Annotated in this window: 22 protein-coding genes; 13 read left to right on the top strand and 9 right to left on the bottom strand. The window is 72.8% G+C overall.

Annotated elements, in window-relative coordinates; genetic code table 11:
* The first annotated feature begins 19 nt into the window (after nt 1-19).
* Nucleotides 20-862 carry a GNAT family N-acetyltransferase gene (locus ACZ45E_RS01930; RefSeq protein ID WP_468215292.1) on the top strand — a complete coding sequence of 281 codons (843 nt, stop codon included), beginning with the start codon at nt 20-22 and terminating at the stop codon, nt 860-862.
* Nucleotides 859-1,014, top strand: coding sequence for a hypothetical protein (locus ACZ45E_RS01925; RefSeq protein WP_468215289.1), 156 nt, complete (start codon nt 859-861; stop codon nt 1,012-1,014). The genes ACZ45E_RS01930 and ACZ45E_RS01925 overlap by 4 nt, the downstream gene beginning before the upstream one ends.
* Before the next feature lie 15 nt (nt 1,015-1,029).
* Here the strand turns inward: ACZ45E_RS01925 and ACZ45E_RS01920 are convergent, their stop codons facing one another.
* Nucleotides 1,030-1,242: a hypothetical protein gene (locus tag ACZ45E_RS01920; protein ID WP_468215286.1), complete on the bottom strand. Its 213-nt coding sequence runs from the start codon at nt 1,240-1,242 to the stop codon at nt 1,030-1,032.
* An 86-nt stretch (nt 1,243-1,328) separates the two neighbouring features.
* On the opposite strand from ACZ45E_RS01920, the gene ACZ45E_RS01915 reads away from it, so the two are divergent.
* Nucleotides 1,329-3,032: a glycosyltransferase family 39 protein gene (locus ACZ45E_RS01915; protein WP_468215284.1), complete on the top strand. Its 1,704-nt coding sequence runs from the start codon at nt 1,329-1,331 to the stop codon at nt 3,030-3,032.
* Here ACZ45E_RS01915 and ACZ45E_RS01910 read toward each other — a convergent pair.
* Nucleotides 3,013-3,900 (bottom strand): helix-turn-helix transcriptional regulator, encoded by an 888-nt coding sequence (locus tag ACZ45E_RS01910; protein WP_468215281.1) that lies wholly within the window; start codon nt 3,898-3,900, stop codon nt 3,013-3,015. The genes ACZ45E_RS01915 and ACZ45E_RS01910 overlap by 20 nt on opposite strands.
* Before the next feature lie 258 nt (nt 3,901-4,158).
* On the opposite strand from ACZ45E_RS01910, the gene ACZ45E_RS01905 reads away from it, so the two are divergent.
* Both ACZ45E_RS01905 and ACZ45E_RS01900 read left to right on the top strand, forming a co-directional pair.
* Nucleotides 4,159-4,482, top strand: a complete 324-nt coding sequence (locus ACZ45E_RS01905; protein WP_468215279.1) for a carboxymuconolactone decarboxylase family protein — start codon at nt 4,159-4,161, stop codon at nt 4,480-4,482.
* Between the two features lie 68 nt (nt 4,483-4,550).
* A complete protein-coding gene (locus ACZ45E_RS01900) occupies nt 4,551-4,964 on the top strand; it encodes a (R)-mandelonitrile lyase (protein ID WP_468215277.1) in 414 nt (137 codons plus the stop codon).
* An 11-nt stretch (nt 4,965-4,975) separates the two neighbouring features.
* Here the strand turns inward: ACZ45E_RS01900 and ACZ45E_RS01895 are convergent, their stop codons facing one another.
* Nucleotides 4,976-5,395, bottom strand: a complete 420-nt coding sequence (locus tag ACZ45E_RS01895; RefSeq protein WP_468215275.1) for a carboxymuconolactone decarboxylase family protein — start codon at nt 5,393-5,395, stop codon at nt 4,976-4,978.
* Between the two features lie 94 nt (nt 5,396-5,489).
* On the opposite strand from ACZ45E_RS01895, the gene ACZ45E_RS01890 reads away from it, so the two are divergent.
* On the top strand, nt 5,490-5,864 hold the full coding sequence (locus tag ACZ45E_RS01890; protein WP_468215272.1) for a VOC family protein: 375 nt from the start codon (nt 5,490-5,492) through the stop codon (nt 5,862-5,864).
* A gap of 45 nt (nt 5,865-5,909) precedes the next feature.
* Here ACZ45E_RS01890 and ACZ45E_RS01885 read toward each other — a convergent pair whose 3' ends face one another.
* Nucleotides 5,910-6,269: a helix-turn-helix transcriptional regulator gene (locus tag ACZ45E_RS01885; RefSeq protein WP_468215270.1), complete on the bottom strand. Its 360-nt coding sequence runs from the start codon at nt 6,267-6,269 to the stop codon at nt 5,910-5,912.
* Between the two features lie 129 nt (nt 6,270-6,398).
* Between ACZ45E_RS01885 and ACZ45E_RS01880 the strand changes: the two genes are divergently transcribed.
* The gene (locus ACZ45E_RS01880; RefSeq protein WP_468215268.1) at nt 6,399-7,175 is read left to right on the top strand and encodes an ANTAR domain-containing protein; all 777 of its coding nucleotides are present in this window, start codon (nt 6,399-6,401) and stop codon (nt 7,173-7,175) included.
* A 36-nt stretch (nt 7,176-7,211) separates the two neighbouring features.
* On the opposite strand, the gene ACZ45E_RS01875 is transcribed toward ACZ45E_RS01880, so the two are convergent.
* Nucleotides 7,212-8,249, bottom strand: coding sequence for an aminoglycoside phosphotransferase family protein (locus ACZ45E_RS01875; RefSeq protein WP_468215267.1), 1,038 nt, complete (start codon nt 8,247-8,249; stop codon nt 7,212-7,214).
* Between the two features lie 98 nt (nt 8,250-8,347).
* Between ACZ45E_RS01875 and ACZ45E_RS01870 the strand changes: the two genes are divergently transcribed.
* Together ACZ45E_RS01870 and ACZ45E_RS01865 are read left to right on the top strand one after the other, a co-directional pair.
* Nucleotides 8,348-8,818, top strand: a complete 471-nt coding sequence (locus ACZ45E_RS01870) for an MSMEG_6728 family protein (protein WP_468215265.1) — start codon at nt 8,348-8,350, stop codon at nt 8,816-8,818.
* A 74-nt stretch (nt 8,819-8,892) separates the two neighbouring features.
* A complete protein-coding gene (locus tag ACZ45E_RS01865; RefSeq protein WP_468215263.1) occupies nt 8,893-10,704 on the top strand; it encodes an ABC transporter ATP-binding protein in 1,812 nt (603 codons plus the stop codon).
* 9 nt (nt 10,705-10,713) lie between these two features.
* On the opposite strand, the gene ACZ45E_RS01860 is transcribed toward ACZ45E_RS01865, so the two are convergent.
* A complete protein-coding gene (locus ACZ45E_RS01860; RefSeq protein ID WP_468215261.1) occupies nt 10,714-11,004 on the bottom strand; it encodes a DUF5133 domain-containing protein in 291 nt (96 codons plus the stop codon).
* 146 nt (nt 11,005-11,150) lie between these two features.
* On the bottom strand, nt 11,151-12,332 hold the full coding sequence (locus ACZ45E_RS01855) for a PP2C family protein-serine/threonine phosphatase (protein ID WP_468215259.1): 1,182 nt from the start codon (nt 12,330-12,332) through the stop codon (nt 11,151-11,153).
* 342 nt (nt 12,333-12,674) lie between these two features.
* Here ACZ45E_RS01855 and ACZ45E_RS01850 point away from each other — a divergent pair, with 342 nt between their 5' ends.
* Nucleotides 12,675-13,556 (top strand): SDR family oxidoreductase, encoded by an 882-nt coding sequence (locus tag ACZ45E_RS01850; protein WP_468215258.1) that lies wholly within the window; start codon nt 12,675-12,677, stop codon nt 13,554-13,556.
* Between the two features lie 48 nt (nt 13,557-13,604).
* Nucleotides 13,605-14,516, top strand: a complete 912-nt coding sequence (gene ligD, locus ACZ45E_RS01845; protein WP_468215256.1) for a non-homologous end-joining DNA ligase — start codon at nt 13,605-13,607, stop codon at nt 14,514-14,516.
* 13 nt (nt 14,517-14,529) lie between these two features.
* On the opposite strand, the gene ku is transcribed toward ligD, so the two are convergent.
* On the bottom strand, nt 14,530-15,570 hold the full coding sequence (gene ku / locus ACZ45E_RS01840) for a non-homologous end joining protein Ku (protein WP_468215255.1): 1,041 nt from the start codon (nt 15,568-15,570) through the stop codon (nt 14,530-14,532).
* 119 nt (nt 15,571-15,689) lie between these two features.
* On the opposite strand from ku, the gene ACZ45E_RS01835 reads away from it, so the two are divergent.
* The gene (locus ACZ45E_RS01835; RefSeq protein WP_468215254.1) at nt 15,690-16,457 is read left to right on the top strand and encodes a maleate cis-trans isomerase family protein; all 768 of its coding nucleotides are present in this window, start codon (nt 15,690-15,692) and stop codon (nt 16,455-16,457) included.
* Nucleotides 16,458-16,479: 22 nt separating this feature from the next.
* Here the strand turns inward: ACZ45E_RS01835 and ACZ45E_RS01830 are convergent, their stop codons facing one another.
* A complete protein-coding gene (locus ACZ45E_RS01830) occupies nt 16,480-17,283 on the bottom strand; it encodes a VOC family protein (RefSeq protein ID WP_468215251.1) in 804 nt (267 codons plus the stop codon).
* 395 nt (nt 17,284-17,678) lie between these two features.
* Here ACZ45E_RS01830 and ACZ45E_RS01825 point away from each other — a divergent pair, with 395 nt between their 5' ends.
* Nucleotides 17,679-18,005: a plasmid stabilization protein gene (locus ACZ45E_RS01825; protein ID WP_468215250.1), complete on the top strand. Its 327-nt coding sequence runs from the start codon at nt 17,679-17,681 to the stop codon at nt 18,003-18,005.
* Nucleotides 18,006-18,175: the final 170 nt, after the last annotated feature.

Raw genomic sequence — 18,175 nt, 5'->3', positions numbered from 1 at the left:
TGTGATGTGATCGACCACTATGAGCGCGCAGCAGGACCCCCATGACACGACCGAGCTGGCGGGCCGGACGGAGCAGAACCTTGCCGAGCACGCAGGCCATCTGCACCGCCGCCTCCGCGGCGCGACGGTGACCGCCACCGACGACCTCCTGATCGCCGACAGCGGGCTCGACGACGACACCTTCAACATCGTCGCCGCGGCCCGCTTCACCCCGGGCGCCGCGGCGGCCCGGATCGCCGAGACGACCGCGGCGCTGGCCGCCACCGGCCGCCCCTTCTCCTGGTGGGTGGGCCCGGCCTCGACGCCCCCCGACCTCTCGGCCCGGCTCACGGCCGCCGGTCTGCCCGCGGCCGACACGGAGACGGGCATGTGGGCCGAGCTCGCCGACACCCTGCCCCAGCCCTACGTCGACGGCCTCGACGTCCACCCCGTGACCTCGCCCGAGCGGCTGGCCGACTACGCGGCCCTCCTCGCCGCGATCTGGGAGCCGCCCGCCGCGACGGTCCGCCGCTTCTTCGAACAGTCGGCGCCGCAGGCCCTGGCGGCCGACTGCCGGGCCCGCTACCTGGTCGGGTACGTCGCGGGGCGCCCGGTCTGCACGGCCGAGGTCTTCCTGCACGCGGGCGTCGCCGGCATCTACAACATCAGCACCCTGGCCGCCCACCGCGGCCGCGGCTACGGCGGCGCCATCACCCTCGCCGCCCTGCACACGGCCCGCCGCAACGGCCACCCCCTCGCCGTGCTCCAGGCCACCACCGCGGGCGAACCCGTCTACCGCCGCCTCGGCTTCCGCCCCTTCGGCCGCTTCACCGAACACGCCGTCGTCCCCGCGCTGCGCAAAAGGGGTGCGTCGCGCGGGTGAACAGCTCATCGGCGTGCCCCGCGCGGAGCACCCGCGCCGACGAGTGGTACACGCTCACCGGCAGCCCCGCCGCCCTGCCGCCCGACGGGCTCAGGGCCCTGCACGCGGACGCCGTCGGGCGCGTCCGGCGCGGTGGCGCGGCCGCGTACTGAACGACGATCCCGCCCCTACCACGGCGCGGGCCACGTGCCGGGTCCGCCGCCGCGCCAGTCGATCAACGGCGACGCCTCCACATCGGCCTCGTCCATGTCGAGCCCGGCCCGCCGCAGGAACTCGGCGACATCGCGCAACTCGTGCGCGAGTCCGAGGATCTCGCCGTCCACACGGACCCGGCGCCCTCCGGAGGGGGAGGGCTGATAGACGATGATCGGTTTGCTCATGCCCCCCACCGTCCGGCGTGCCCGCCCCTCCTGCATCCCGGAACCACCCCATCGGCGGGCTGCGCGCTTCAGGTGACCCGCCGCGCGTGGCGTCACGCGTCGCGTGCGGGCCCTCCCAGGATGAGGCGCGTCAGGTGCCGGCGCTCGGCCGCACATCGCTCGAACAGGAGAGCGCCCCGGTGGCCGTCGACCTCGTCCAGAACGACCCCGCGCCCGCCCCCGCATCCGGGCGGCAGCGCCCGCGGCCCCGGGCGCCGGAGGGCGCCGCGCTCGCCGTCGCCGTGCCCTTCGGGGTGATGGCCGTACTGGGAGCCTGGGGGCTCGACCGGGACGCGGTGTGGGGTGACGAAGGCGTCACGTTGCAGATGGCACACCGTTCGCTCCCGGAGATCGCCCACCTGGTCGCCCACATCGACGCGGTGCACGCCCTCTACTACGGGCTCATGCACGTCGTCCTCGCCCCCTGCCCGGGTGAGGTGCTGCTGCGGCTGCCCTCCGTGCTGGGCGCGGCGCTCGCGGCCGCCCTCGTGGGCCTGCTCGGCGCACGGCTGGCGCGGCCCCGGGTCGGGCTGTGGGCGGGACTGCTCTACGCCGTGACGCCGTTCGTCGGCCGGTACGCGCAAGAAGGCCGCTCCTACGCGCTGGTGGCCGCCGGGGCGCTGGCGGCCACCGCCGCGCTGGTACGCGCCGTGCGAACACCCGGCCGCCGGCACTGGCTGCTCTACGCGGTGCTGGTCACCGGGACGGCTTGGCTGCACGAACTGTCGGTACTCGTCCTGGTAGCGCACGCGTGCACGCTGTCCTGCTCCCGGGTGCCACGGGCGGTGTGGGGAGCGTGGCTGGTCGTGGCCGGCTGCGTCGCTGCGGCGCTGCTCCCGCTCGTCCACGTCTCGCACGGCCAGAGCGCCCAGGTCGCCTGGCTGGGCCGGCCCGGCCGGCAGCAGGTGATGGGCCTCGTCGACTCCTTCGCGGGCCCCACCGGCGGGGTGTGCGCCGTGGTGCTGGCGCTGGTGGCGGTGGGGGCGTGCGCGCCGCTTCCCCGTCGGGGCCCGGTGTCGCTGCGCGCGGTGGCGCTGCCCCTGGCACTCGTACCACCCGCCGTGCTGCTCGGCGTCTCGCAGTACGAGCCGCTCTACTACGACCGGTACGTGCTGTTCTGCCTGGCGGGCGTTCCGCTGCTCGCGGCGGCGGGCGCGGAACGGCTCGTGTGCCTGGTACCCGGGACCAGGAAGGTCCGGAGCCCGGCCGGGCGCGCCCTCCTCGCGGCCGGCGGCGCAGCCCTGGTGGGAGTGTCCTTCGCCGCGCAGCTGCCGGTGCACGAGCATGACCGCGGACCACTGGCACGCCCCGACGACCTGCGCGGCATCGCGGTGCTGGCCGCACGCGAGACCGGTCCGGGAAGCGCGGTGCTGTTCCTGCCGTCACCGGGCGCCCGGCGCGCCGCCGCCGCCTACCCGGCCGACTTCGCCCGCCTCGACGATGTCGCCCTGGCCCGCAGCGGCCGACAGGCGGGGGAGCTGTACGACGAGGAGACCCGGGCGGCGACGCTGACGTACCGGCTGCGCGAGGTGGACCGGGTGTGGGTCGTGGTCGACCTCCGCGTCGTACGGCCCGGCTGGACCCCGTCGAGCCGCACGGAGCGGGCCAAACTCGACGCGTTACGGGCCGACTTCGTGCTGCGCGAGGAGCACGCAGCTCGCGGCGGGCTGCTGCGGCTCTACGTGCGCCGCGCCGCCGAGGCGTCGCCCGCGGCGCGGTCCGGGCCGCGCACTACGCGCCGGGCGGGCTGACCGGGGCGGTCGCCTCCTGGCGTGAAGGGGCCGACCAGGCGGAGAGGAGCTGGAGCTTGTCGTGGTCGGCGGTGTGCGGCGGGGCGCTGTAGGCGGTGAGGGTCAGGCCGGGCTGGGCGGGCAGCTCCATCGCGTCGAAGTCGAGCGTGATCTCGCCGATGGCGGGGTGCCGGAAGGCTTTGCGGCCGGTGTGGTGCAGGCGCACGTTGTGCTTGGCCCAGGCGGTGCGGAACACGTCGCTGCGGGTGACGAGTTCCCCGACGAGTCCGGTCAGCTCGCTGTCGCCCGGGGCGCGCCCCGCCTCCGTGCGCAACAAGGAGACGGTGGTGTTCACGGACTCCTCCCAGTCCGGGAAGAAGTCGCGCCCCGCGGGGTCGAGGAACTGGAACCTGGCGATGTTGGCCGCTTGCCGCCCCTCGTCGCGGTAGAGCGGGCTGTACAGGGCGCGGCCCAGCTGGTTGGTGGCCAGGACGTCCAGGCGGCCGTTGCGGATGAAGGCGGGGGAGTCGGTCATGGAGTCCAGGACGCGCAGGACGCTGTCCGGCAGCGGGCCGCGCGCCCGCCTGCCGCGCCGGGCGGGCCGTCTGGCGGCGGCGCGGGCCAGGTCGTAGAGGTGGGCACGCTCGGCGTCGTCGAGCTGGAGGGCGTTCGCGACGGCGTCCAGGACCTCCTCGGAGGCGCCCGCGAGGTGACCGCGCTCCAGACGGACGTAGTAGTCGATGCTGACGCCGGCGAGCAGGGCGACTTCCTCCCGGCGCAGCCCCGGCACACGCCGGTTGCCGCCGTAGGCGGGCAGACCCGCCTGGCGCGGGGTGATCTTGGCGCGGCGGGAGGCCAGGAACTCGCGGATGTCGCTCTCGGTGCTCACACATTCCAGGCTAGATCGGACGGCGTATCTGTGGGGGGCCCTGTCGTTACCTGTAAGGCCAGACCCTTCTCCACGGTATTGACCTGCGGTTTCCTCGACAGGGCAGGGGCCGGGCCCTCCGGCCGGTCCGACGGCCGGGGAGCACAGCGGCTGCCACACGCGCGGCCCGGCCCCACAGTGGCTCCTGCCGGCACCTCGCCGTCCGCGCCCCTTTGACCGGTCGAACCTCGCACTACTCGCACCAGGAGCAGCCTCACCATGCCTCAGCAGTCCGCACCCCAGGAGCTGGCCGGGATCGCGCCGAAGCTCGTCGAGGTCACCGACGACGTCCTGTTCGGCGACGTGTGGGAGCGCCCCGGGCTCTCCCCGCGCGACCGCAGCCTGGTCACCGTGAGCGCGCTCGCCGCCCTCTACCGCGGCGAACAGCTCGGCTACCACCTCGGCGTGGCCCTGGACAACGGGCTGAGCGTCGAGGAGCTGTCCGAGGCCATCACGCACCTCGCCTTCTACGCGGGCTGGCCCAACGCCATGACCGCGATCACCCAGCTCAAAAAGGTCGCCGACGCCCGCGACGCCGCCTGACCACCGCCCGAACGCGCGTCCTGCCCGCTCACCCGCCCAGGACCCGCTCACCCGCCCAGGAAGAGAACATGAAACACACCACCTCGACGCCCACGGTCAAGACCCCGGCCGAACGCTTCACCGGCGACGTCTACCTGAACCTGATCGAAGCCCCCGCCGAACCGGCGCGGCTGGCCGTGGGCCTTGTCCGGTTCACGCCGGGCGCCCGCACCAACTGGCACTCCCACGCCAACGGCCAGACCCTCTACATCACCGACGGCGTCGGCCTCGTAGGCACCCGCGACGGCAACGTCGTGCGGGTCAGCGCCGGGGAGACCGTCTCCTGCCCGCCCGACGAGGAGCACTGGCACGGCGCCACGGACACCACGCTCATGGCCCACATCGCCATCGTGGTCGGCGACGGGGACGGCGACGGCACCACCTGGCTCGAACCCCTCACCGACGAGCAGTACACGGCCGCGCTCTCCGCCGTCACCGGCTGACCGTTCCGGGGCTACTCCTGGGCCACCGGCAGGAGCCCGCGCTCACCGAACACCTTCTTGGCCACGAACGTGGCGTTCAACGCCCTGGGGAAGCCGCAGTAACCGGCCGAGTGCAGCAGGGCCTCGACGATCTCCTCGGGGGTGAGGCCGACGTTGAGGGCGGTGTTGACGTGCACCTCCAACTGCGGTTCGCAGCCCCCGAGGGCGGTCAGCAGGCCCAGGGTGACCAGCTGCCGGTCGCGCGGCGGCAGCGCGGGGCGGCTGTAGATCTCCCCGAAACCCCAGGCCACGATCTGGTGGGCGAGCTCGGGGCTGACATCGGCGAGGGCGTCGACGACACGTGGGCCGCCCTCGCCGTCGACGCTGGTCAACACCTCCATGCCGCGCTCGAAGCGTTCCTGGCGACTCTCGGAGCCGGGCGAAGTGCTCATCCCCTCACCCTACTGAGCGACGGTGAGCCCCGGACGGACTCCTGACAACACGTGAGACCGCGTAGGACCGGGGGGCATGGGCAACCGTAGGGACATGACAGCAACGCTCGGTGGTTTTGTTCTCGGCACCCCTGACCCGCCCGCGCTGGCCGACTTCTACCGGGCCCTGCTGGGCTGGGAGGAGGTGGAACGCGATCCGCAGTGGGTGCGTCTGCGCGCCCCCGACAGGGAGCGGCCCGGGCTGAGCTTCCAGCTGGAGAAGGACCACACGCCGCCGCAGTGGCCGCAGCGCGCCGGCAGCCAGCAGATGCAGGCGCACCTGGACCTCGAGGTGCGGGATCTGGCGGCGGAGGTCGAGCGCGCCTGCGCCTTGGGCGCCACGCTGGAGGAGCATCAGCCGCAGAACGACGTACGCGTCCTGCGCGACCCGCACGGGCACCCGTTCTGCTTCTTCCTCCCGGGCGCCTGACACCCGCCGGTGCGGGGGAGGTCCGGCCAGGAGCGCGCGGTCCGCTCAGCCGTGGTCGGCGCCCTGCCGCTCGCCGTCGTGGGTCCGGTCGGCGCGGTACGCCTCGTCGTGGGCCAGCAGGGCCAGCAGCGAGGCGACGGTCAGTCCGGCCTCGGCCTCGGCGGGATGACGCAGGGTCTTCCCCGGCGCGATCCGGTACGTGTTGCCGCGCCCCTCACGGGTGTGCGAGAGGAAGCCGCTCTCCTCCAGATCCGAGATGATCTTCTGTACGGTCCGCTCGGTGAGCCTGCAATGTGCGGCGATGTCACGGATCCGCGCGTTCTGGTCGTCGGCGATGGCGGCCAGCACGCGCGCGTGATTGGTGATGAACGTCCATCCAGCATGCGGTTCCGGTACTCCATCCATGGCCGAATCGTAGGCGTAGGTGTTCATGTAATAGAACCCCTGAACTTCGTTTCCGGTATCGCTTGACGTATGTTGCCGCGGGGCGGGAATCTGGGGCGGATCCGCACGGCCGCATCGAGGGAGAAGGCCATGCCAGAGTCAGCACAGTCCGAATCCGGGGCGTCAGCCACCACCTGTGCGGAACCGGCAGTCCCTGCCGGTGCCCACCGCCTGACCGGGCTGACACTCTTCCACCACTGGGACGGGGAGCGGCTGGTCATCAGCGTGCGCGGCGATCTCGACCTCCAGCTGGGCCAGGGGCTCGACGGCGCACTGCGCCCGCTCCTCCTCGCCTCGAACGGCAGCATCGACCTGGATCTGAACCGTGTCGTCCACTGCGACTGCTCCGCCGTCAACCTTCTGCTGGATGTCGACCCCGCGGTGGCGACTTCGCCCGCCGAACCGGCGGACGGGGCGGACGCGGACCTGAGCCGCGAAGTCACCCAGCTGCGGCGGGCGATGCAGAGCCGCGGCACCATCGACATGGCCCGGGGCATCCTCATGGCGGCCTTCGGGATCAGCCCCCAGGACGCCTGGTCGGCGCTGGTGGACGTCTCCCAGCGCTCCAACATCAAGCTGTACCTGGTGGCGCAGCACCTGATCGATTCGACCGACGGCACGGCACCGCTGCCCAAGGCCGTGCAGAGCCGGCTCTCCGCCGTGATCGCCGAACTCGGCGAGCGAACCCGCTCGGACGACCGGGTGGATCCGGCCGTTTCCGCCGATCCGGTCGAGGCCGTCGATTCCGTCGATCCCATGGAGCCGGTCGACGGACTCGACTGGGACTGGGACGTCGCCGAGACGCCGTCGACGATCATCGCCGCCGGACCGGCCTCTTCCGTGGACCGGGACAGCAGCTCGGCCTGAAGCGCGGGCCCGGCGTCCGGGACGTACGGTGGGCGCTCAACTCCCTGGCGGGCGCCGGGCCGGAACGGGTCCGAGCGCGGGCCATCGGGTGAGCATGCGGCGGCGCATGTCCGTACTGAGCCTGCCGAGACCGCTGAGCCCCTGATGCCCGGTGGCCGACCGGGCGACGACGTCGAGCCGGTGGACGAGCCGTTGCCTGGCGGTCACCGTGCCCCACTTCCAGTCCTGGTCCGGGATCCGCGCCAGGTGGTCGGCCGTGCCGCGCCGGGCCCGCTCGACCAGCGCGTCACCGCGCAGCAGCCAGCCCGCGCAGGCGTCGGTGAGGTCGCCGTGGGGTTCGGTGCCGGTCGTCGTGCGCCAGGCCGTGCGGTACGCGTTCTCCGCCCGGTCGAGCAGCGGCGCGGGCGCCGAGGTCACGCACCAGCACGTGGGGAAGCCGATGCGCAGGTAGGCGAGCTCCATCAGGCCGTTGCCCAGCGAGGCCCCTTCGAGGTCGATGAACCTGACACCGTCCTTGGTGTGCAGATCGTTGCCCGGGCACGGGTCCCCGTGGAGCAGGGCATGCCCGGGCGCACGGGCGAGCCGGTCGACGAGGGCGTCGAGTTCGGCGGACACGCCGGGCGGCACGGACGCCCCGAGGGCGTCGGCGAGCCCGAGGAAGGACGCGACGTCGGCCCTGTCGGGCCCCCGCCAGCGGGGGAGCGCTCCGGCGTCCTCCGGGCGGGCGGTGGCGTGCAGCCGGGCCAGCGCCGCCGCGTAACCGACGATCCAGTCGGCGGGCGGCGGCCTCTCGTCCAGGTGCTCCAGGACGAGCACCCGGCGCTCCGGGTCGGTGGCGAGCAGCGCGGGGACCACCGGGTTCTCGGCCCGGGCGGCGAGCCGTAGCGCACTCACCTCGCGGGCGTACCGCTCATCGGCGCCGGGACTGCCGACGATCTGCTTCACCACCACCGGCGCCCCCGCCCGCTCCACCCGCCACACACGGGAGCGCGGGCTGCTGCTCAGCCGCCGGGCACGCCCGGGGGAGCCGAGCTGTGCACGCAGTTCGGTCCCCAACGGCAGTCGTGGCCACATGCGTTCATCATTCCAGCCGCTCGCGGCCCGCGGGCCAGGCTCGGCCGACTGCCGTACGCGGCCGTATGGCCACGGGCCGGCCGCGGTAGGCATCCCACGTGCAGACCTTTCTCCCGTACCCCGAGTTCACCCTCTCCGCCGCGGCCCTGGACCGCTCACGCCTGGGCAAACAGCGGGTCGAGGCCCTTCAGGTGCTGCGCGGCCTGACCGTGCCCGGCTACGGCTGGCGGCACCACCCCGCCGTCCGCATGTGGACCGGCTACGAGGAGGCCCTGGTCCGCTACGGCCTGGACGTGTGCGCGACATGGGTCGCCGAGGGGCGCGCCGACACCTGCGCGGCCACGCTCGTCACCGACTTCACCCGGCATCGCCCCGGTGCCTGCGTACGTACTCAGGAACAGCTCGCCGAGAAGGGCGAACTACCGCCCTGGCTGGGCGATCCCGCCTTCCACCGCAGCCACAGATCGGCCCTGCTGCGCAAGGCGCCGGAGATCTACGCCCCGCTCTTCCCTGACGATCCCGACGACCTGCCCTATGTCTGGCCGGCCTCGGACCGGACGGCCGCGTAGGGCGCGGGAGCCGAATTTCGCCGAGCTTCCGGAAAGCGCTTTCCCGGCCGTACTCGATGCGGTGGGATCGGTTCATGCACCAACCGTCTCCTCCCGACCATCTGGACCACCGCTACCGCGGTGAGCATCCGATCCGCACCCTCGGCCACCTCTTCCGCCCCGACCGCCGCCGGCTGCTGCTGGCCGCGCTCCTCTTCGTCGTCAAGCACAGCCCGATCTGGCTGCTGCCGGTCATCACCGCCACCGTCCTCGACGTGGTCGTCCAGCACGGCGCGCAGGCGGACCTGTGGCGGGCCACCGGACTTCTCCTGTTCATCCTCGTGATCAACTACCCGCTGCACCAGTGGTACGTGCGTCTGCTCGGCGGCAGCATCCGCCGGACGGGCACGACGCTGCGCTCGGCGCTCTGCCGCCGCATGCAGCAACTGTCCATCGGCTACCACGCCCGGGTCAGTTCCAGCGTCCTCCAGGCCAAGGTCGTACGGGACGTGGAGGCGGTGGAACAGATGGTGCAGCAGAGCTCCGACATGGGACTCGGCGCCGTGACCACCCTCGTCGGCGGGCTCGTCATGATCGGTTTCCGTACGCCCGAGTTCCTGCCGGTGTTCCTGGTCGTCGTGCCCGCGGCCGGCTTCCTGGTGATGCGGCTGCGAGGACGCCTGCGCAGCCACAACGAGGAGTTCCGCCGCGAGGTCGAACAACTCTCCTCGCGCGTGGGCGAGATGACCACCCTCATCCCCATCACCCGCGCCCACGGCCTGGAACGCACCGCCCTCGGCCGCGTCGACGGCTCCCTGCGCCAGGTCTTCGCGGCGGGCCTGCGCCTCGACACCATGAACGGCCGCTTCAACTCGGCGGCCTGGGTCCTGCTCAACATCCTCGGCGTCTGCTGCCTGACCGGCTCGGCACTGGCCGCGTATCACGGCTGGCTGGGGGTCTCGGCAGGCGATGTGGTCATGCTCAGCGCGTTCTTCACCGTTCTGACCGGCTCGGTGACGACCCTGCTCGGCCTGGCCCCCGTGATCAGCAAGGGACTCGAATCGGTGCGCTCCGCGGGCGAAGTGCTCCAGGCGCCCGACCTGGAGAGCAACGCGGGCAAGGCGCCGGTCGAGCGCGTGACGGGCCGGATCGACTTCGAACGGGTCGGATTCTCGTACGCCGCCGAGTACACCGAGGATGCAGAAGACGGCGGCAACAGTCCCTCGGGAGGGTCGGCCGTCGCCGACTTCACGCTCTCCGCCCGGCCGGGCGAGACCGTCGCCCTGGTCGGCGCGTCCGGCGCGGGCAAGTCGACGGTGCTGAACCTGCTGATCGGGTTCATCCGGCCCACGGCGGGCCGGATCCTCCTCGACGGCGTCGACATGGCCACGCTCGACCTGCGCAGCTACCGGCGGTTCCTGTCGGTGGTGCCGCAGGAGTCGATCCTCTTCGAGGGCAGCATCCGCGACAACGTGACGTACGGGCTCGGCGACACCGACGAGGAGACGCTGCTGCGGGCGCTGCGCGACGCCAACGCCCTGGAGTTCGTGCGGCGGTTGCCGGACGGTCTGGACACGGTCGTGGGCGAGCGCGGCGCCCGGCTCTCCGGCGGCCAGCGGCAGCGGCTCGCCATCGCCCGCGCGCTGATCCGCGACCCGCGCGTCCTGGTCCTGGACGAGGCCACGTCGGCCCTGGACAACCGCTCCGAGGCGCTCGTCCAGGAGGCGCTGGCCCGGCTGGTGCACGGCCGGACCGTGTTCGTGGTCGCCCACCGGCTCTCCACGATCCAGGGCGCCGACCGCATCGTGGTGATGGCGGACGGCCGGATCGCCGAGACCGGTACGCACGCCGCGCTCCTGGCCCGCGGCGGGGTCTACGCGGGCCTGCAACCCGCCGCGACGGGGTAGGGCGCGGAGCTACGCGGCGACCGGGAGAGCGACGCGCCCCGGGGCGGCCGCCCCGTCCGGCGCGGGCGTCGCCGGGCGCAGCTCCGTGACGGGGGCGGCGCGCCGGGCCAGGAGGGTGTCCGCCGCCCGCAGCGCGTCCTCCACGCCGGTCGTGCCGGTCAGCACGCACAGCGTGTAGGCGCTGTCCTCACGTGCGCGGAGCGTCTCGGGCGTCGAGCGGCGCTCGTCGCGGCCGACGGCCTCGGTGTGACGTATCAGCGCGCGACGCAGGTCGGAAGCCGTGGGAAGCAGCACGGTCATGTTCTTGTTCTCCTTCGCCCATCCGTCCGGCTCCAGCGGTTTCGGAGCCTTCCTGACAGAGGTTCTGCCCGCGCCCAGGGCCGCGTACCGGGACCTTGGTCCCTTTTCCGCCTATGCCAGACAAGAGGCCGGTTGTCCGGAGTGCGTCAGCGGACCGTGGGGCGCCACTCGAACATGACGATCGTGGCGTCGTCGCGCAGCCGGTTGTCCTGCGCGTCCACGATGGAGTGGATGAGCCGGCGCAGGGTCTCCGGTGCCAGTTCACCGGCGGCGGTGGCGCGGATGACGTAGTCGGCGAACCGGTCGAGTCCGAGTTCGCCACCGTTCGGGGTCCGGGCCTCGGTGACGCCGTCGGTGTACATCAGCACCCGGTCGCCGGGCTCCAGATCCAGCTCGTGCACCCGGCGCGGGGTGGAGGAGAAGGCGGCCGGCATCCCCAGGGGCGGGTCGGCGTCCCGGGCCATCGCGTCGGGAACGAGGCGCTCGTCGCGGATGAGCAGCGGCGCGGGGTGACCGCAGTTGATCCAGCGCAACCCGCCGGTGGCCAGGTCGAGATGGCAGAGGATCGCGGTGCAGAACTGGTCGGGCAGCCACCGCGCCAGGGCCGCGTCGACGGATTCCACCAGTTCGGGCAGGTCGGCTCCGGTGCGCCGCGCGTTGCGGCAAGCGGCCAGGGAGACCACCGTGGTCAGCCCGGAGGCCAGATTGTGCCCCATGGCGTCCAGGATCCCGGCGTGCAGCGCCGTCTCGGTCAGGGCGTGGTCGAAGGCGTCGCCGCCGACCTCGTAGGCCGGCTCCATGACGGCTGTCGAGACGGCGTTCGTCGTACCGATCGTGCGGGGCGGCAGATAGGCGCGCAGCATCTCGGCGGGCAGCTCCATGGGCCGGGTGCGGGCCCGGCGGACGTAGGTGTCCTTGTACGCCCGCTTCGAGGTGATCATCATGGCGCACAGATGGGCGAGCGTCCTGCCGCGTCGCAGCGAGACCGGGTCGAGAGCGGGCGACCGCACGGCGAGGACACCGATCCGCTCGGCCCCGTCGACCATCGGCAGCCATGCCGTCATGCCGCCCAGGTGCGACTCCTCCACGCGCAGCGACTCCGTGCGGTAGGTCCAGCCGGCCAGCGAGTCGTCGATGGAGAGGATCGGCGTGACCTCGTTCAGCGGGGCGAGCCGGCGCTGCTGGAGATCGGCGAGGTAGACCACGGCGTTCTGCAGGCCCAGCGCCTTGGCGCAACGGGCCACCGCGGTCGGCAGGTCCAGCGGCGCGTTGCGGGGATCGGCGAGGAACTCGCACAGGACACTGTCCGCGCTCTCGGGTGCCGCCACTTCATCACTCCTTGTCGGGCCGCACGGACGGCTGCCCGGGCAGTCTCGCACCGCGCCCCACGGCCCGCCTCCGCAGTCCGGCCGAACGGGCACGGCCGCGAAAGTCCCCCGGTCGCCACCCCGTAAGGGGCCTCCCGGCGGATCCGGGCGGCGGCGACGGCAACGACGTATCGCGGAACGCGACGCACAGGTGTGGGGCCGCGCTCCGCGGGACACCCGATGCCTCGACGATCTGCGCTCGCGCGGCTCGGCAGCGGCCAGCAGAGTGGGCCGTGACCGGCTCCGCGCGGCGCGGACCACGACGGCCACGGCCGGACCACGAAAAGGAGAGGAAGAGCATCGATGGGTGGCACCCCGAAGGACCCCACGACGAAGCACCCGCAGCCGGAGTTCGCCCAGCAGGACCAGCAGCCGCCCGGCTGGAGCGGCCCCATGGACCCGCCGCCCGACCACGGTGAGGACTCCTACCGGGGCAGCGGGCTGCTGCGGGACCGGGCGGCGGTGATCACCGGCGGTGACTCGGGTATCGGCCGCGCCGTCGCCCTGGCCTACGCCCGTGAGGGCGCGGACGTGCTCTTCACCTACCTGCCCGAGGAGGCGGAGGACGCCCGGGAGACGGCCCGCCTCGTCGAGGAGGCGGGCCGCCGCGCGGTGGCCGTGCCGTGCGACATCCGGGAGGAGGAGCAGTGCCGGCGGCTCGTGGAGCGGGCCGTGACGGAGTTCGGGCGGATCGACGTCCTGGTCAACAACGCGGCCTACCAGATGTCCCAGCCCAAGGGCATCGGGGACATCTCCACCGAGCAGTTCGACCGCGTCGTCCACACGAACCTGTACGGCATGTTCTGGCTGTGCAAGATGGCCGTGCCGCACATCCCGTCCGGCGGCTCCATCATCAACACCACCTCGGTCCAGGCCTACAAGCCCAGCCCGCACCTGCTCGACTACGCCATGACGAAGGGCGCCATCGTCACCTTCACCCAGGGCCTCGCCCAGATGCTGGTCGAGCAGGGCATCCGGGTCAACGCCGTCGCCCCGGGACCGGTGTGGACGCCGCTGATCCCGGCCACGCTCCCGGACACCAGCGAGTTCGGCAAGCAGGCCCCGATGGGCCGCCCGGCGCAGCCCGCCGAGATGGCACCCGCGTACGTGTTCCTCGCCTCGGACCACGCGAGCTTCATCACCGCGGAGATCATGAACGCCACCGGGGGTACACCGCTCCCGTAGCCGGGTGCGGGCAGGGAGCGCAGGCATCGGTGTGAAGGAGGCGATGACATGAGCCCCGACGTCGACGTACGGATCGGACGGCACACCGTCCAGGTGAAGCGGCCCGACAAGGAGCTGTTCCCGCAGGACGGCCTCACCAAGGCCGACCTCGTCGAGCACTACCGGCGGGTCGCCCCGCGCATGCTTCCCGAGGTGCGCGGCAGACCCCTGATGCTGGAGCGGATGCCGGACGGGATCGACGGGCAGCGCTTCTACCAGAAGGAGGTGTCCGACTACTTCCCCGACTGGATCCATCGCGCGCCGGTGGCCAAGGAGGGCGGTGAGGTCACGCATGTGATCGCCGACGACGCCGCGACGCTGGTCTATCTGGCGGGCCAGGCGTGCATCACACCGCACCGCTGGCTGAGCCGTGCGGACCGGCCGCGCTGCCCCGACCGCCTGGTCTTCGACCTCGACCCGCCCGCCGACGACTTCGAACCCGTCCGCAGCGCCGCGCACCGCCTGCACGAGCTGCTCGACGAGCTCGGCCTCTCGTCCGGCCTGATGACGACGGGCTCCCGCGGCCTGCACGTCGTCGTACCGCTGAACCGGCGCGACGACGCCGACGACGTGCTCGCGTTCGCCCGCGCCGCCGCGAGGACGCTGGCGGCGCGGTACCCGAAGGAGCTGACGACGGAGCCGCGCAAGGACACCCGCAAGGGACGGCTCTACCTGGACGTCGCGCGCAACGGCTACGCCCAGACCGTGGTCGCCCCCTTCGCCGTCCGGTCGAGGCCCGGCGCGCCGGTGGCCGTCCCGCTGGACTGGGACGAACTGGACACACCAGGGCTGACCGCGCGCCGCTGGACGGTCACCGACCTCGGCGACCGCCTGGAGAAGGACCCGTGGGAGGGGCTCGCGCGGCGGGGCCGGGGTCTGGCGGCGGCCGACAAGCGCCTGCGGAGCCTGGAGCAGGGCTGACGACCGGGGCCGGTCAGGACGTGGCCCGGCGCTTCCGGCCTCCGGACGTGGCCCGCTGCTTCCCGGCTCCCCGCAGGGCGTCGACGAGTTCTTCCCGGGTCATGGACGAGCGGCCCGGGATCTCGGCGTCGGTGGCCCGCCGGTAGAGCTCCGCCTTGGTCAGGGCGCCGAGGGACGAGCCCTTGGCGCCCGGGCGGCGCTTGGCCGCGGCGTCCCGAATCGAGGCCGGAGCCGACGGAGCACCGCTCCCGGCACGCTTGCCGCCGCGTCCGGAGGGCTTCTTCGCCCGGTCGACACTTGCCCGCAGGGCGTCCATCAGGTCGACCACGTTGGTGGAATCGGCCGGCGGCTCGGCCTTCTCGACCGACTCACCCGTGCGCTTCGCCTTGACGAGAGCGGCGACCCGCTCCTGATACGTGTCGTGGAAGTCCTCGGGCCGCCACTCCATGCCGAGTGTGTCCACGAGTTGACGCGCCATCTTGAGTTCGCGGTCGGTGACCTTCGTCCTCCCCGGCAGGTTGTCGATCTCCTTGCGCGGGTCACGGATCTCGTCGGCCCAGTGCAGGGTGTGCAGCGTCAGCAGACCCGCCTCGGCCCTGACCGCGACCAGGTACTGGTGGTTACGCATCACGAACGTGGCGATCCCGGCCTTGCCCGCTTCGCCGAGGGCCTTCTCCAGGAGCGCGTAGACCTTGGTGTACTCCTGGCCCTTCGGCCCCAGGTAGTACGTCCTGTCGAAGAAGACCGGCTCGACGTCCGCCAGGTCGACGAAACCGGTGATCTCCAGCGCCTTCGAGCGGCCGGGGGCGATGTCGTCCAGCTCCTCCGGCTCGACCAGTACGTACTCGTCGCCGTCGTCGAAGGCCTTGACGACCTCGTCGAGCGGCACTTCCTCGCCCGTCCGCTCGTTCACCCGCTTGTTGCGCACGCGGTCGGACGTGCCGCGCTGCAACTGGTGGAACCTGACGGTGTGGCTGTCCGTGGCGGTGAACATCTGGACCGGCAGCGACACGAGACCGAAGGTCAGCGTTCCGCTCCACACTGGACGCGCCATCTCCGCGCCACCCCTTCCCGCTCCCGGCTCGGCTGCCTCCCCCCATGGCACCCCGGCCGGCGGCTCGCCGCATCCGGGGGAGGGGTGCCCGGGGGCGCGCGGTCGTTAGCCTCGTGGACATGCGTCAGGCAGAACCGCGTACCACGCGAGGCGGACACACCGGCCGGCATGTCGCGGTGGTCGCCTCCTGCGACTTCACCCGACAGCAGGAACTGCGGCGCTGGTTCCCGCCGGACGTGCGAGGGGCGATGGCCTCGACCGAGGAGGTCCCCTACCGGGACAACCTGGAGCTCGTCTCCCGGCTCGGCCGGGCGAGCCTGCTGGCCGAGCCGGTGCGCGACGTCGTCGCGGGCGGAGCGGAGGCGGTGGCCTACCTCTGCACAGCGTGCAGCTTCGTCCACGGCGTGGCGGGAGAGCGGGCGCTGCGGGAGGCGATGCTCTCGTACGGCGCGCGGCAGGCGCTGACGACCAGCGGTGCGGTCACCGACGCGCTCCGCGCCGTGGGCGCCCGGCGACTCGCGGTCGTCCATCCGTATCAGGAGCCGGTGGACCGTCTGCTGGCCGCTTACCTCAGCGCGTCCGGCTTCGACGTCGTGGCGCTCACCTCGCTGGGGCTCGACACGGTCGAGGACGTCTACTCCGTCGAGGAGCACCAGGTGGTGGACGCGGTGGTGCGAGGAGACCATTCCCACGCGGACGCCCTGTTCATCAGCTGCACCGCGTTGCCCACCTACGATGCTCTGCCGCGTCTGGAGGAGCGCCTCGGCAAGCCCGTGATCAGCGCGAACCAGGCCACTGTCTGGGCGCTACTGGGCGCCGTGGGCGAACGGGCGCACGGCCCCCGTCAGCGGCTCCTCACGCTGCCTCCGGGGACGCGGGCCGGCTGAGGACGACCGGGCCTCCGGCCCCTCACTTCGCCGAGCCGTTCGAGTTCACCGCGAAGCGTGCCCCGTCCGGGTCGCTCAGGAAGACCTCGTGGGGCCCGCTGCCACCCGGCAGGACCTTGCCGCCGTGGGCGGTCGCGGCCTCGGCGCACGCCGCCACGTCGGTCACCGAGAAGTGGACCTGCCAGCGCGGCCGGATCGCGGGATCGGGCGCGGCCTCCACCGCCCCCGAATGGATCCGGGCCACGATCTCGCCCCGGCTGCGCAGCACGACCTCTTCGTCCTCGTACTGGACGTCGCAGGCTTCGGGCGCATCGGACGCCCAGCCGAGAACCTCCCCGTAGAAGATGGCCGCGTCGAAGGCGTTCCGCGTGTGGAGCGCCACGAACGCGGGCGCGGCGCGGCGCCACTCCTCCCAGCCGGCCACCAGCGCGCCCTCCCAGATACCGAAGACCGCCCCGTCGCGATCGGCCAGCAGAGCCGCGCGTCCCGGCGGGAAGGAGAGGGGCCCCACGGCTGTCGTCCCGCCGCGCTCGTGGCTGCGGGCCACGGTCTCGTTCGCGCTGGACGCGGCGAAGAACGGCGTCCAGGCGACGGACGTCTGCCCGATGCTCTTCGCGGCGGACACACCCGCCACCGGCACACCGTTCACACTCGCGAATCTGTACTGGTCGCCCATCGCGCCGGTGTGCCATTCCCACCCCAGTACGGCGTGGTAGAAGCTCTCGGCGGTCCGCAGATCGTACGTGGACAAGCTGACCCAACAAGGCGCGCCGAACACCGACCGGCTGGCGGTCCCCTTGTGCGCGGGTGTGTCGTAACTGCTCATTTTCGTACCGTTCCGAGGTCGATGGAGGCCCCCGCCCGTCCGGGGCTACCGGGGCCCGGCCCGAGACCGGAAGCCGACCGGTGGCCCGCGATCCCTGACAGAGCGCGTGACCTCCAACGAACGACCGGCCCCCCGGTGCGTCGCGTTCACTCTCGTGGCTGCTCGAACCACGTCCATTAGACCCAACTCCGCCGCTTCCCGCCTCCGCACGGCGCGCGTACACGGGCCGGCCGCGCCTGCTCATCCGTTCGGTCGACGCCTGCTGGCACACCGTCGGCGCCCCGCGTCGGATGGGAACAGTCCGGGCGGGTCACCAGCCCGCCGGAGGGTACGCGGAGGGTGATCGCACAGTCGGCGCGGCCGAGCAGGCCGGCCCGGTCCGGAAGGAGAACGGCATGCCCCAGGGTTCCAACGCGAAGCGCGAGCGGCAGTACGAGCACATCAAGGAGGGCGCGGAGAAGCGCGGCACCTCCGAGGGCCGGGCCAAGGAGATCGCGTCGCGCACCGTGAACAAGGAGCGGGCGCGCTCCGGCGAGTCGAAGACCGCGAGCAAGACCTCCACGCGCGACAAGAAGTCCGCCCCGCAGCGCGGCGGCGAGCGCTCCCACAGCGGTTCCCAGGGACCGACCAAGGACCAGCTGTACGCGGAGGCGAAGAAGCGCAACATCGAGGGGCGCTCGTCGATGAACAAGCAGGAGCTGGCCAAGGCCGTCGGTCGCTGACCAACGCGTCCGGCCGTCCGGCGTGCCACCGCCGGCGTCCGGCGGCTCCGAGGCACCGAACGAACCCGGCCCGGGGGGGGGGGGGGGGGGGGGGGGAGGGGGGGGGGGGGGAGGGGAGGGGGGGGGGGGGGGGGGGGGGGGGGGGGGGGGGGGGGGGGGGGGGGGGGGTA

This window comes from Streptomyces sp. NPDC030991, from assembly GCF_055571235.1.
This window is presented reverse-complemented; position numbering and strand designations above follow the sequence as displayed.

What these genes read in the sequence shown, in the direction of transcription:
- ACZ45E_RS01930 (WP_468215292.1), top strand. Translation starts at nt 20, where the DNA reads ATGAGCGCGCAGCAGGACCCCCATGACACGACCGAGCTGGCGGGCCGG.
- ACZ45E_RS01920 (WP_468215286.1), bottom strand. Translation starts at nt 1,242, where the DNA reads ATGAGCAAACCGATCATCGTCTATCAGCCCTCCCCCTCCGGAGGGCGC.
- ACZ45E_RS01905 (WP_468215279.1), top strand. Translation starts at nt 4,159, where the DNA reads ATGCCTCAGCAGTCCGCACCCCAGGAGCTGGCCGGGATCGCGCCGAAG.
- ACZ45E_RS01900 (WP_468215277.1), top strand. Translation starts at nt 4,551, where the DNA reads ATGAAACACACCACCTCGACGCCCACGGTCAAGACCCCGGCCGAACGC.
- ACZ45E_RS01895 (WP_468215275.1), bottom strand. Translation starts at nt 5,395, where the DNA reads ATGAGCACTTCGCCCGGCTCCGAGAGTCGCCAGGAACGCTTCGAGCGC.
- ACZ45E_RS01890 (WP_468215272.1), top strand. Translation starts at nt 5,490, where the DNA reads ATGACAGCAACGCTCGGTGGTTTTGTTCTCGGCACCCCTGACCCGCCC.
- ACZ45E_RS01885 (WP_468215270.1), bottom strand. Translation starts at nt 6,269, where the DNA reads ATGGATGGAGTACCGGAACCGCATGCTGGATGGACGTTCATCACCAAT.
- ACZ45E_RS01880 (WP_468215268.1), top strand. Translation starts at nt 6,399, where the DNA reads ATGCCAGAGTCAGCACAGTCCGAATCCGGGGCGTCAGCCACCACCTGT.
- ACZ45E_RS01875 (WP_468215267.1), bottom strand. Translation starts at nt 8,249, where the DNA reads ATGTGGCCACGACTGCCGTTGGGGACCGAACTGCGTGCACAGCTCGGC.
- ACZ45E_RS01865 (WP_468215263.1), top strand. Translation starts at nt 8,893, where the DNA reads ATGCACCAACCGTCTCCTCCCGACCATCTGGACCACCGCTACCGCGGT.
- ACZ45E_RS01860 (WP_468215261.1), bottom strand. Translation starts at nt 11,004, where the DNA reads ATGACCGTGCTGCTTCCCACGGCTTCCGACCTGCGTCGCGCGCTGATA.
- ACZ45E_RS01850 (WP_468215258.1), top strand. Translation starts at nt 12,675, where the DNA reads ATGGGTGGCACCCCGAAGGACCCCACGACGAAGCACCCGCAGCCGGAG.
- ligD (WP_468215256.1), top strand. Translation starts at nt 13,605, where the DNA reads ATGAGCCCCGACGTCGACGTACGGATCGGACGGCACACCGTCCAGGTG.
- ku (WP_468215255.1), bottom strand. Translation starts at nt 15,570, where the DNA reads ATGGCGCGTCCAGTGTGGAGCGGAACGCTGACCTTCGGTCTCGTGTCG.
- ACZ45E_RS01835 (WP_468215254.1), top strand. Translation starts at nt 15,690, where the DNA reads ATGCGTCAGGCAGAACCGCGTACCACGCGAGGCGGACACACCGGCCGG.
- ACZ45E_RS01830 (WP_468215251.1), bottom strand. Translation starts at nt 17,283, where the DNA reads ATGAGCAGTTACGACACACCCGCGCACAAGGGGACCGCCAGCCGGTCG.
- ACZ45E_RS01825 (WP_468215250.1), top strand. Translation starts at nt 17,679, where the DNA reads ATGCCCCAGGGTTCCAACGCGAAGCGCGAGCGGCAGTACGAGCACATC.